Here is a 13,249-nt window from a genome sequence, read left to right on the forward strand (position 1 = left end):
TTAAAATGTATATCCAGGGATTTTCTTACCAAATTAATCGTTACAATGTCCTTCATGTTGATGTTCTTTACATACACTTCCTGTTGATTTGAGTTCACCGCTTATATATTTATTAATTATATCATCTAAATTTCCTTGTGCTCCAACTACTACATCTACTCCATTTTCTTTAAATAGTTCTTGTGCTGTTTCTCCCATTCCACCTGCAATAATAAGCTTTATTCCTTTTTCAGCTACAAATCCAGGAAGAAATCCTGGTCTGTGTCCTGGATTTTCTATAAAATTTCTTCCTGCTATACTATTGTTTTCTATATCAAAAACTTCAAAGCCTTCACAATGTCCAAAATGACCTGATACCATATTTCCTTCTTTTGCAATTGCTACTTTCATTTAATTTACCTCCTTTAATTTTTCATTCAATGTTTTCCATATATTTCTTATTTCTTTTCCAGAATTACTATTCTCATAAGTTACAATAGGTCTTAATTCATTTATTGACTTCTTAACCATTTCATCAAAAGGAATTTTTCCAATTACCTCTACATTCTCTTTTTCACAAACTTTTTCTATTTCATTTGACATATCTTCATTAATATCGTATTTATTTATACATACGAATGAAGTTAATCCAAAAAGTATAGTTACAGAAAGTACTCTTAAAAAATCCTCAAGCCCTGACTGAGTAGGCTCTACTACTATAAGTGCTGCATCACACCCTGTTACTGATGCCATAACGGCACATCCTACACCAGGAGAACCATCTAATATTATAAGATTCTCGTCTTTTTTATACTTTGATATATTTTTTCTAACAGTAGTAACTAATTTTCCAGATCCTTCTGCACCTGCAATCATCTCTGCTCTTGATAAAATCCCCTTATCTGTATCCGTTATGAATGTTTCACCCGTTACTTCATCCTCTAATTTAATTGCCTCATACTTGCAGACAATATTACAGACACCACAACCTTCGCACTTCAAAGGGTCTATAGCAAAATTACTTATAGCATTGAATCTACACGTGTTTTCACATTTTCCACATTTCACACACTTTTCCCTATCTATATGAGCAACTTTAGCACCTATAAATGCTTCTTTTTCTATATCATTTACACCTAATAGTATGTGTAAATTTGATGCATCTACATCACAATCTACTTTAAGACTCTCCTCACTTAGATATGCAAAAGAACCTACAACTGTAGTTTTACCCGTTCCTCCTTTTCCGCTTATGACAATTAACTCCATATGATTTCCCCCTCAAGTTCTTTTATTATTTTTTTAAATATATTTCTATATTCATTATTTTCAATTAATAATTTCCCTTGAGAGTATAGTTGTGCTATTTGTTTTGAAAATGGAATTATTCCAATAATTTTTATATTTTCATCCATACAATAATCAACAATTATATTTTCATAATCATCAGCTCTGTTTATAATTACCCCAAATGGAATATTCATATTTCTAACAAGTTCTACTGCTATTTTTAAATCATGAAGACCAAAAGCTGTAGGCTCAGTTACCAAAATAGCATAATCAGAGTCAATCAAAGCTTTAACTACATTACAGGAACTTCCTGGTGCACTATCTATTATTGTAGTTTTTTCATCAATTGCCTTTTTCAACTTACTTATTATAGGTCCTGCCATTGGCTCTCCTATATTTAAAATTCCCATTAAACACTCTAAATCATCACTTTTTCCTTTGTGAGTTTTTCCTATAATTCTTTGTTCTTCTGAAATTGCATCTGTTGGACATATAAGTGAACAAGCCCCACAACCATGACAAAGTTTTTCAAATAAAACTATTTCTTTATTTACAAAAGCTAAAGCATTGAATTGACATCTATCAACGCACTTTTTGCAAGATATACATTTATCTTTATCTACCTTTGGAACAGGTATAAAAACATCACTACTTTCTTCAATGTCAGGTTTTAAAAATATAAAGCCATTAGGCTCTTCAACATCACAATCTATATATCTTGCTTTCATCACTTTAGCAAGATTAGTAGATATAGTAGTTTTACCAGTTCCTCCTTTACCACTTAGAATAGTTATTTGCATTTTGTCAATCCTTTCTATTTTTGCATCCCTAAATGAGATGGACCTGCTTTATCTATTGTAGGTAATTTATTATCAATATAAAGTTTAACAGCATCTTTTATTGTTTCATTATTAATCTTATATGTTTTTATTCCTGCGGCATCTATTATTTTCATAGCATTAGGTCCCATGTTTCCTGTAATAACGGCTTCAACTTTTTGATCAGCAATTTGTTGAGCAGCAGCAATTCCTGCTCCTTGTGGTGATGTTATTCCACTATTTTCTATAAATTCAAAAGTATTATTTTCTGTATTGTATATTGCAAAGTAAGGGCATCTTCCAAATCTAGAATCAGCTTGAGAATTTTCTTTATTTGTTATGCTTGATATACATAATTTCATTATATTGTTCCTCCTATTTTTTCTTCTATTTTTTTAGAAAAAATATCTTCAAAAGTTAAATTGATTTTTTCATAAAGTTCTACTTTTCCTTCATCACAAAGTTCTACAAACTGTGGATCTATCGGAAGTTTGGCAATTACGTCAATATCTAGATTTTGTGCTATTTCTTCTATATTACTTTTCCCAAATATATTGATTTTTTTATTACAATCCGGACACTCAAAATAACTCATATTCTCTACTATTCCAAGTATTGGAGTATTCATCATTTTAGCCATATTTATAGATTTTGTTACAATTAAGCTTACTAAGTCTTGAGGTGATGTAACTACAACTATTCCATCTACCGGTAGAGATTGCATTATAGTAAGAGGTACATCTCCTGTTCCTGGAGGAAGATCAATTAATAAATAATCAAGTTCTCCCCATGCTGTATCTGTATAAAATTGTTTCACACTATTAGCTATTACAGGCCCTCTCCATATAACTGGTGACTCTTCCTTCTCTATAAGTAAATTTATAGACATCACCTTAATACCTGTAGTTGTAGATACAGGATATATATGAGTACCATCACTATCAGCTCTTTTAGAATTGACTCCGAATACTTTTGGAATACTCGGTCCTGTAATATCAGCATCTAAAATACCTACATTATATCCTTTATTTTTTAAAGATACTGCCATTAAAGAAGTTACAGAAGACTTTCCAACTCCTCCTTTACCACTCATAACAGCTATTACTTTTTTTATACTTGTGAGATCATTTGTTTTTTCTTTTTGAATTTCCATTTTTAACCCTCCTATTTATCATATGTAATTTTTTTATTAGCATATGCCACTTTAAGTATACTCTCATTTTTAATTATTGTCAAATGCCAATAACTTTCATTCATATACAAAATAAAATCCTGCATTTAAAACCCTATTTAAGGATTAAAAATGCAGGATTTTTATTAAAAATCATATAGTCTTATTAACTATTCAACTTTAAATCTTTCTACATTACTTTGAAGTTCTTTAGCCAATTCATTTGATGTTTTAGCTAAGGACATTATTTCTTGTATAGAAGCTAATTGTTCTTCTGCTGAAGCTGAAACTTCTTCTGTTCCTGCTGAAGTTTCTTCTGTTATTGCTGATATATTTTGTATAGACTCGATAATAATTTCTTTATTATCTGAAATATCATTACTAACTTGTTTTACTTCTACTATTTTTGATACAAGTTCTTCTAACTTTTGTTCAATTTTTCTAAATGCATTACCTGTATTATCAATAGTCTGATCATTAATTTCTGTCATATGATTTACTTCATTCATTATACTTACAGCATTAACTGCTTTCATTTGTATGTTGTTTATTATCTCATTTATATCCTTTGTTGCATTTCCTGTATTTTCTGCTAGTTTTCTAATTTCATCTGCAACTACAGCAAATCCTTTACCAGCTTCCCCTGCTCGAGCCGCTTCTATGCTTGCATTAAGAGCTAATAAATTGGTTTGTTCTGAAATCTGAGTTATAAGATTTGTGATGCCCTCTGCATTTACGGTTGCAATGTTTACTTCTTCAATAATGCTATGAACATCTCTGTTCTTCTTTTTACTGTTTTCTGTTTTCTCATATAAATCAGATATAATAATACTACCTTCTTTACATATCTTGTCCGTTTCATTTGTCAAGCAAACAGCTTCATTAATAACCTCAGTAGAAATATTTATTTTTTCACCCAATTTTTCTGTACTAATAGCAACTGATTGAGCATCATTTGCTTGTTCAGATGCACTTAATGATATCTGTTCAACTGACTGAGCAATAACGCTCATAGCTTGATTAGATTGATCAGTAATTTCAGCTAAACTATCTGAATGGTTCGACATTGTATATGCGCTATTTTTAATATTGCTTACAAGATTTTTTAATTCTTCCTGCATTTTTTGAACTGAATTAGCTATGTATCCTATTTCATCATTGTATTTTAATATTTTTGAATCTATACATTCAGCAAAATCTCCTTCTGCAATTCTTTGAATATGCCTAGAAGTTGTTTTTAATGGTTTCATAGAATACCCTATTACAAAATATAGAATTAGAGCAACTAATAAAATTATAATTAAGGATAATATAATTGAAGTTTTCATAATATCATTTTTAGCATTTGTTAAAGAATCTAATGATAATCCTACATCAATAGAACCAACATGCTTTCCATCTTCATAAAATGGTATTTGTACATCATATGCCCAAATATTTAATTTTTCATCAAACCATTTATTCGCAGCAGATTTTCCGTTTATAGCTGCTGATTTTGTTACATCATCATCATATGTTCTACCAATCATTTCCTTAGTACCTGCAACACCTAAACCTGTTTTATCAATCTGTATTGCATATAATACACTTTCATCTTCTGTTACTTTTGTAAGTGTATTTTGGATATTAACATTTTTCTTAAACTCCTCTATTATACCTACAGAAACACCAGCCTGTACAAAATAACCATTACCTAAACTAATACCTCCAAATTTATAAAGCTTTCCATCTAATGGGTTTTCTCTTGCATCCTCTAAATAAGTATCTGAGCTGCCATTAAATACAGCATCCATAGCATGTCCTTCAGGATACGCCCAACCTATATTAGCAGGAACATTAGAATAATCTATAATCCTATCTGGACCTACAATACTTATTTCCGAAATCCCTAAATCAGAAACTAGTTGAACTATTTTTTCATTAGAAATCGTATTCATATCCATATACTTTATCATAGAAGAAGCAGTTATAATTTTGTCATCTATTATATTCTCTAATATATTTTCAATTTCTTTACTGCCCTGTATTTGATTCACTATCTGTTCAGCTAAATTCATACCATTCTTTGTTATTTCATCTTCTAATTTATTATTAACTGTTCTAATAGATGCACCCATAAGAATTGAAATAGAGATAAGAAATAAAGTTAATACAATACTTATAACTTTCCATTTAAACGTGAATTTTGTTAATATGTTGTCAATCATTTGTATATCTCCCCTTTAAGATGTTTATTTACTTTATAGTTCTCATTATATGCAAAAGGAAAACTTTTTTCAATCTAAAACGCTCCATAATTTGCAGAATTTTGTAATTAATTATATTTTGATTGAATATTTTGTAAATATATATATTTTTTTGAAAATTAATGTCATGTTCTTATTTTCCTCTACCTCTACACATTCTTGTCTTCTGATACAGATTAGTACTAACAAGTAATAGACATTATGTACAATAGTTCTATATTTAAAAAGGTTTGCATATTTTGGTGGTTTTGATATCGAGTCAAATCCTTATATTATTGAGGTTTTTGATACAAACTAGACAGTATAAAGCTTCATATAAAATACAGAAAGATGATTCAAAGAATCATCTTTTATTTAAAGTCTATAATGGCGATTCGCAGCATATATAGCTATACTATTAGTCAGAAATCCAGTCGGATCAGTGGTATCCTTAATCTGTACTAGTATGTTCTTATTCATTCCAGAAGTTCCATCCCCCAATTGATCATCGTAGTTATTTCCCCAAACCCAAACTGTTCCATCAGTCTTAAGAGCTAAACTGTGTCTCCAACTAGTAAAAATAGCTATAACATTATTCAAAAATCCCGTCGAATCATTAAAATCTATAACCTGTACTGGGGTGTTCTTATTCGTTTCACAAGTTCCATCTCATAACTGACCATTAGAGTTACTCACCCAAGCCCAAACTGATCCATCAACCTTAAGGGCTAAACTATGATGATTACCAGCAGATATAGCTATAACTCTATTTAGAAAACCAGTAGAATCCTTTGGTATATTCACATTCGTCCTAAAAGTACTATCATGTAATTCACCATTATAGTTATTGCGCCAATCTCAAATTTGATTAGTCATACATAACACCACCTCAAAATTATTTAAAGTATTTAAATTACCTGATTCTATAAATATATCTGTTAATAGTTATTTTTATTGTTATTTTAATATATTCACTAACCCTTTAGATAGTTAAAGAGAATAATATTAATGCTTAGCATAATTTTAAAAAACCATGTGCAATAAATTTATCAATCTACTCTGCATCATGGTTTTTATTTATTAGTTCATATAAAAAAAATAGTCTTAAAAACTTTCTATTAAAATGTTATCGAATGCTTTTAAATATTTTGACTAATCTAACTTAGGTTTTTACGTTTAATAATTCGTTTAGAAATTTGCGTGTCTGAGCATAGGGAGTTCGTAAATTTTAGAATTATTAATAAGACAAAGCCTTAGTTATATCCGCGTATTTTAAATAAAAGTTGCATTTATGCTACATTTATTTATTGCAAATGTTTTCATTGCAATAACTTATCACTTAATATTTCGAATTATTTAATCACGATTATGTTCGTTAAATTTTTACCATTTTTTTGTAGTTTTTAATGTCTTTTTTTTAAATTTATAACACAAATTATATAAAATAGTTGTACTTTCCTATTTTTAATTACTCTTTGCTCTATTAACTTTTTTGCTTCCTATTATATAGGATAACTGAAAATAATATGCTCAATTCATATAATAAAGCCATAGGAACCCCCAGTAAGATTTGAGATATTACATCTGGCGGAGTAAGCAATGATGCCAATATAAATACTATTAGTATTACAATTTTTCTGTACTTTTTGAATACAAAAGGTGTTACGAGATTTAACTGAGTAAGAAGAATAACTATCATTGGTAATTCAAATACCAATCCAAATGATACTAAAAGTGAGCTAATAAACTTTATATAATTTGAAAATGAAAAAAGTGGAGAAATTTGATTAAGAGACATATTGGCAAAAAACTTAAGAGTTAAAGGTGTTATTATAAAATAGGCAAAGGATATACCAGAAACAAAAAATATAAGTCCCATTATCATTGAAAAAAGAATAAAAAACTTTTCCTTTTTTTTCAATCCAGGTTTGATAAAAAGCCAAGTTTGTAGCATAATTATAGGTATAGAAACTCCAACTCCAAATACAAAAGCTATTTTTATATATTCTAAGAATAATTCGGGAGGACTTATATATATAAAATCTAAATCTACTGCAGGCTTTAGTATTATATCTACAAGCTCTTCTATAAAAATATAGCTTGATCCAGTGCCAATAAGTATTGAAATTACAATAATTATTATTCTCTTTCTTAGTTCATCTAAATGTTCTATTATAGTAAATTTTGAATCTTCCAAGCTGATTCCTCCTTATACATCATATTAACCCATTTAAATAAGATACTACATATGTAGTATCTTACTAAATTATCTTTATTTTTCTAAACTACTTTTAATTTCTTCAACTTCCACTTCAACATCTTCAGATATTTTACTAGCATGACTTTTAAATTCTCCAATTGCCTTTCCAAAAGTTCTTCCTATTTCCGGTAATTTTGAAGGTCCAAAAATTATAAGAGCTATAGCCATTATTACTATAAGTTCTGGCATACCCATTCTTCCAAACATAGCTTCATCCTCCTCTAAAAATATTTATTTATGCTAATCATTCTTTCTATTAAGCTTGCGTTTACAAATTTCACAAAGTTTATCTTCACTTTTAAACTTTGTGAATTTATCACAGCAAATCTGGCATATTCCAATGTTGAATTCTTTTTTACAATTATATTCATTTTTTATAAGCACGTTATTTATAAAATCATTTTTCATTATTGAATTATAAGGACAACTTTTAATACAAAGTCCACACCCAGTACACCTTAACGTACTATGTAGAAGAAATATCTTATTTTCACTGTCTTCTTTTTTCCAAGCCTTACAACTGCACATAGCTACACAAACTCCGCACATTGTACACTTATCGCTTACTTCAAAATTAGTGAACATATCTGTTTTTATAATATATCCTTTAGAATCTTTTATAGCTTTTGATATGATTTTTTTTGGTTCAAATTTGATTTCTCGAGAATTTATATACTGAATACCTTGGTTTCTTACATTAATAACAGCTTTTGATGAACTTTTTTTTACAATTTTCAAAAAATCTCTTCTCGAATATTTCTTTATATTTTTTTTCTTATTCTTTTCATCATAAACTACATTTATATGAATATTCATACTACCAAAAAAATTCAAAATATCGTCCACTATTAAAATTAAATCTTCTTCCTTAAAGCATCCATTTGAGCATTCACTGCATTTTCCTCTATAGATATTTATAATAGATTCTCTAAAATATAAAATAAGCGCAGCTAGATATTCCTTTCGAATACCATTTAAACATTGGTATCTTAAATCAGTATAAAAATTAGAATATCTGCAGCCTATTGTAATAATATTTTTCTTTTTTTCTTTTAAAAAAACATATTTTTTCTCATTTTCTTTCATTTCAATATATAATGCCTTAGTTGGACATACAGTACTGCACACCCCACATCCTTTGCATAAGCTTTTCTTTATTGATATTTTTTTATTTTTGATCTCAATTGCACCTTGAGTACATGAGTCTATACATTTTCTACAGTCTAAAAATTTATTTTTATTATTTATACATTTTAGATTTTCTATTTCTAAATTATTGTCCAATGAAATTTTTTTCATAATTAGGTTTAACAGCACAGTAAAGCCCTCCTAATTTGCTTTTTAACATATTATTTTTTTAAAGCTCGTTTTTTCGGCTTTACAACTATTGAGGGTTTTGTTTTTTTAGGGTTTGGAAGTCCCAGTATATCGACATTATACATACCTCTTTTTTTCATTTCCTCCAGATTTCCAAAATCAAGAGACCTTGTCATACACGCCGTTACACAAACTGGCTTTTCACCCTGATTTATAAGGTCTATACACCCATCACATTTTGACATCTTTCTGATCTTATCTCCCAGATATTTAGGCGCTCCATATAAACATTTTCTTTCACATGTCCTACAACCTATGCACTTTTCTCTATCTACACTTACTATTCCATCTTTTCTCCTTTTTTTCATAGCACCTGTAGGACAATTTTTCACGCAAATAGGATCTTTGCAATGATTACAGCTCATAGATATAAAATATACGCATATATTCGGAAGCTTTCCAATTTCGAATTCATTAACTTCTCTATAGCATATTCCTGCGTCCAAATTATTCTTATCTTTACATGCAATTTGGCAAGCCTTACATTGGACACAACTTGTCATATCGTAATAAAACCCATTTTGAGACATTTTTATCCTCCTTAATTATGACTTGAATTTTTCTCATTTCTTATATTTCTACTATTTTTTGAGGCCATTTATAATCTGGTTTAAGATGAGTATAGTGTCTTTCAACCTGGACTACACAAGCCTGCCATGATTCTATATTCGGTCCAGAAGGATAGTCTCCCGTTAGTATATTCGCAGCTCCACTTCTACAGTTTCCTTCCTCATCAATATCAACCCAGGCCCCTTGCGCAAGCATAACTACTCCAGGCATTACACGCTCTGTTATATGTACTCTTCTTAATAAAGAACCATGGTCATTAAATACCCTTATTGTATCTTTTTCTTTCAAACCTCTTTCTTTTGCATCGATAGGATTCATGATTACTTCATTTTCAAAAGCCTCTCTTAGCCAAGGAACATTTCCCATAATGGAATGTGTTTGTCTTCTTCCATGATAACTGCATAACTGCAATGGGTACTTGCCCTTTATTTTTTTATCCCAATTGTAAAAAGTAGCCTCATATCCTTCTGTAGGTGGATCGTATTTTGCTATTGGACATCCTTCATTCCACCCTGCATTAGTAACGATATCAGCTAATTCTCTACAGTGAAGCTGTATTTTTCCTGTTTCTGTTTCTAGTGGATTATTTTCTGGATCTTCTCTAAATTCTTTATTATGTATATATACAAATTTGTCATCCAGTTTTCTTTGAATCTGATATATCCCCTTTTCTCTAAATTCCATAATAGATATTCTTCCATTCTGAGGACTTCCTATCACATCAAGTTCTTCAATGTCTTGTTGAGTTATTTCAACAAGTGGTTCGTACTCAGAAGTGTCCTGATTTACTACTGTAGCTCCTGCAATTTGATTGAATACCCTTTGTTTAAGGGGTAATGGCTCTATTTTTGATTCATCTATACCTAGCTTTTTCCCTATCTCTTTCGCTATCCACATATCATCTTTTGCTTCAAAGAGAGGATTTATAACTTGACTTGCCCATATTAATATTTCTCTATTTCCAGTAAGCACTGTACCATATCGTTCCCATTCAGTAGTAACTGGAAGTACTACATCTGAATATGCAGCATTAGGATTGAGTACATATTGATGAGTAACTACAAAATCAACTTTTCTATGTGCCTTTATACCTTTATTAATGTTATTTGTTTGATTTAGTGTAGAACTGTGGCTGTGATATATAAGTCTTATATCAATATCTCTTATATCATTTTTTCCTGCTGTATACTTATTTGTAAGTATTGCATTCCAATGTTCATTTGTGCAAAGTTTTGGTGATTTTAAAGGATTTTTTATCTCATCAAGTCCATCTTTTCCAGGCTTAACGAGAGGGGGACCTCCATTTGAAGCAGGTTCCTGACAACTTATACCAAACGCTCCTCCCTTTATTCCCATATTCCCAGTCATAGCTCCTACACATGTTTGTGCAAGACATACATGCTGCCCCTTTTCTATTCTTGCAGAATTCCATCCAAAAAGTACAGTAGCAGGCTTTGCCATTCCAAGTTCTAATGCAAATGAATATATCTTATTTGCTGGAACTCCACATATTTGCGAAGCCCATTCAGGAGTTTTAGGCTGATTATCATATGTTCCAAGAACATAATCCTTAAAATTTTCCTTTGGATCAGCACCTTTAGGCATATGATTACTGTCAAAACCAACTGTACACCTATTCAAAAAATCCCAGTCTATTAATGGCGTTTGTGGAGAATCTTCAGTTATAAGAACATATGATATTGCAAGAAGCATTGTTGTATCTGTGGCTGGCCTTATCGGAATAAATTCATCAGCAAGTACAGATGCTGTTGAAGAATAATATGGATCTATACATATAAATTTTATTCCTTTTTTCTTAGCTCTTAAAAAATTATTTATAGGATTTCCCGCAGAACTCCATGCAGGATTGTTCCCCCATAGAACTATAAGCTTTGAATTAAGAATATCCATTCTATCATTTATTATATGATTTTTTTGATTAACACCTAGTATTGGCTTCATTGCTTTATGCCATGCTCCACGGGATCTACTCCCATATTTTTCAACATATCCTCCAAAAAGAGATAATGTTCTTTTCATATCTCCTCCATGCACAAGATATATAGACTCATTTCCAAAATTTTCTTTAGTTCTCTTAATTTCTTCAGATACGATTGATATAGCTTCATCCCATGAAATTCTTTTCCATGTGTCTTTACCTCTTAACTCTTTATTTCCACCACCAACATCCCAATTACTGCGTTTCATAGGATATTTCAATCTATCAGCTCCAAAGACTTGCTTTCTTTGAGCTCTTCCTCTTGCGCATGCTCTTTGCTGAGGATTATCTTCACTATCTATTTTTGTATCATCTGTTTTTAATTTAGTAACTACTCCATCTTCTACATATGCTTTTAGAAGACATCTACCTCCGCAATTGTGCCAACACGCTGCTGATATCCATTTGCCACTATCTTTTTTTATTGCTTCAACATCTTTGTCAGATATTTGCATAAGACCCGATTCATACCCAGTTACTGCAGTAGTAGCAGCAATTGCTGCGCTCCATTTTAAGAAAGATCGCCTACTAATAGTATGCTTACTTATCTTTTGAATAAGATTTTTCATTTTTCACTGCCTCCTTATATTTATGGCATTTGTTTAAGTCTAATTTAGAGTTTTAATTAAATCACTTACAATCACTTTGTCTATTCTTATAAACCCTTTTAATATTTTAGCTATTCCTTTATAGAAAAGAGTATCTGAATATTCTATAATATCATCTGAAAATTCGAAAACCCATTTCCCAATATGTTCATTTAAGAAACTCCTCTGATCTTCTAATATTTCAATCAATTTATTAGGTTTATCTATATTTTTAACTGCAAATTCACATAACCTATACATAAAATCAAGTTCGCTCCCTATATGATCGTCAGGCTCCTGAAGATAATTTTTTACTATAAGATTGTATTTCAAATAAGATTTTCTAGCATCTAACGTAGATTCTTGAAATAGTAATCTGTCCTCAGTTATATAAGCTGATCCCCAAGGTGGTGCAGGAAGGCTTCCTGGACCTACAAACATTTTTGTGTAGTCCCAATGCAAACACTTGAAATTATTTGTTTCTAATACATCATTTTTTTTAAAATATTCAATCAAATCATATATCCCTTCACTTATAAGACAATCTTCCTCTTTAAACGGCAGATTCATCAAAAAATCATCTTCTGAAAAAAGCTTTATAAGCTCAATATTCGGCTCGACATAAAAAGCATATTTTAATATATTGTATAAAAACATTCTCGTTTCTATGATATTAGCATGCTCTAACGTGCTTAACTTTTCCATAAATTGATTCCTCCAAACTATACTTTTTGCTTTAGTAATTATATCTATTGATTCCTTATAGCATTTTTATATGTTTATAGTGTTTTATATCTTTTTAAGATTATATTAATAAATATGGTTATTCAAGATTTTTTTGTAAAAATTTGTTTGTTATAGTCTTTTTTTATACTTTCCTGTCTATTTATTTTTTTTTTCTATTTTACTTTTTCTATTTTCTTACTTTATAATTAATCTTAAGGCTTATCATTTAGCCGTTCAATTGAAAATA

14 protein-coding genes are annotated in these 13,249 nt (G+C 29.9%); all 14 read right to left on the reverse strand.

Annotation, left to right across the window (positions count from 1 at the left end; genetic code table 11):
* Positions 1-33: 33 nt before the first annotated feature.
* The 14 genes from Tmeso_RS04770 to Tmeso_RS04835 all read right to left on the reverse strand — a co-directional run bounded on the left by Tmeso_RS04770 (position 34) and on the right by Tmeso_RS04835 (position 12,981).
* Complete coding sequence (locus Tmeso_RS04770; RefSeq protein WP_099188805.1) at positions 34-390, reverse strand: NifB/NifX family molybdenum-iron cluster-binding protein; 357 nt, start codon at positions 388-390, stop codon at positions 34-36.
* On the reverse strand, positions 391-1,248 hold the full coding sequence (locus Tmeso_RS04775; protein ID WP_099188806.1) for an ATP-binding protein: 858 nt from the start codon (positions 1,246-1,248) through the stop codon (positions 391-393).
* Positions 1,239-2,069 (reverse strand): ATP-binding protein, encoded by an 831-nt coding sequence (locus Tmeso_RS04780; protein ID WP_099188807.1) that lies wholly within the window; start codon positions 2,067-2,069, stop codon positions 1,239-1,241. The genes Tmeso_RS04775 and Tmeso_RS04780 overlap by 10 nt, the downstream gene beginning before the upstream one ends.
* Positions 2,070-2,083: 14 nt before the next feature.
* Positions 2,084-2,449 (reverse strand): NifB/NifX family molybdenum-iron cluster-binding protein, encoded by a 366-nt coding sequence (locus Tmeso_RS04785; protein WP_099188808.1) that lies wholly within the window; start codon positions 2,447-2,449, stop codon positions 2,084-2,086.
* On the reverse strand, positions 2,449-3,240 hold the full coding sequence (locus Tmeso_RS04790) for an Mrp/NBP35 family ATP-binding protein (RefSeq protein WP_099188809.1): 792 nt from the start codon (positions 3,238-3,240) through the stop codon (positions 2,449-2,451). Before Tmeso_RS04790 ends, Tmeso_RS04785 begins: the two co-directional genes overlap by 1 nt.
* 188 nt (positions 3,241-3,428) lie before the next feature.
* Positions 3,429-5,465: a methyl-accepting chemotaxis protein gene (locus Tmeso_RS04795; RefSeq protein ID WP_099188811.1), complete on the reverse strand. Its 2,037-nt coding sequence runs from the start codon at positions 5,463-5,465 to the stop codon at positions 3,429-3,431.
* Positions 5,466-5,858: 393 nt separating this feature from the next.
* Complete coding sequence (locus Tmeso_RS04800; RefSeq protein ID WP_187296224.1) at positions 5,859-6,083, reverse strand: RCC1 domain-containing protein; 225 nt, start codon at positions 6,081-6,083, stop codon at positions 5,859-5,861.
* A gap of 69 nt (positions 6,084-6,152) precedes the next feature.
* Entirely contained in the window at positions 6,153-6,287 is a 135-nt protein-coding gene (locus tag Tmeso_RS04805) for an RCC1 domain-containing protein (RefSeq protein WP_099188815.1), read from the reverse strand.
* A 679-nt stretch (positions 6,288-6,966) separates the two neighbouring features.
* Entirely contained in the window at positions 6,967-7,680 is a 714-nt protein-coding gene (tatC, locus tag Tmeso_RS04810; protein ID WP_099188817.1) for a twin-arginine translocase subunit TatC, read from the reverse strand.
* A gap of 75 nt (positions 7,681-7,755) precedes the next feature.
* Positions 7,756-7,950 (reverse strand): twin-arginine translocase TatA/TatE family subunit, encoded by a 195-nt coding sequence (tatA, locus tag Tmeso_RS04815; RefSeq protein ID WP_099188819.1) that lies wholly within the window; start codon positions 7,948-7,950, stop codon positions 7,756-7,758.
* 33 nt (positions 7,951-7,983) lie between these two features.
* Positions 7,984-9,060, reverse strand: coding sequence for a 4Fe-4S dicluster domain-containing protein (locus tag Tmeso_RS04820; RefSeq protein WP_099188821.1), 1,077 nt, complete (start codon positions 9,058-9,060; stop codon positions 7,984-7,986).
* 32 nt (positions 9,061-9,092) lie between these two features.
* On the reverse strand, positions 9,093-9,650 hold the full coding sequence (locus tag Tmeso_RS04825) for a 4Fe-4S dicluster domain-containing protein (RefSeq protein WP_099188823.1): 558 nt from the start codon (positions 9,648-9,650) through the stop codon (positions 9,093-9,095).
* 40 nt (positions 9,651-9,690) lie between these two features.
* Complete coding sequence (locus Tmeso_RS04830) at positions 9,691-12,258, reverse strand: molybdopterin-dependent oxidoreductase (RefSeq protein ID WP_099188825.1); 2,568 nt, start codon at positions 12,256-12,258, stop codon at positions 9,691-9,693.
* Between the two features lie 39 nt (positions 12,259-12,297).
* Positions 12,298-12,981: a TorD/DmsD family molecular chaperone gene (locus Tmeso_RS04835; protein WP_099188827.1), complete on the reverse strand. Its 684-nt coding sequence runs from the start codon at positions 12,979-12,981 to the stop codon at positions 12,298-12,300.
* Positions 12,982-13,249: the final 268 nt, after the last annotated feature.

This window comes from Tepidibacter mesophilus, assembly GCF_002724055.1.
Taxonomy (GTDB): Bacteria; Bacillota; Clostridia; order Peptostreptococcales; family Peptostreptococcaceae; genus Tepidibacter_A; species Tepidibacter_A mesophilus.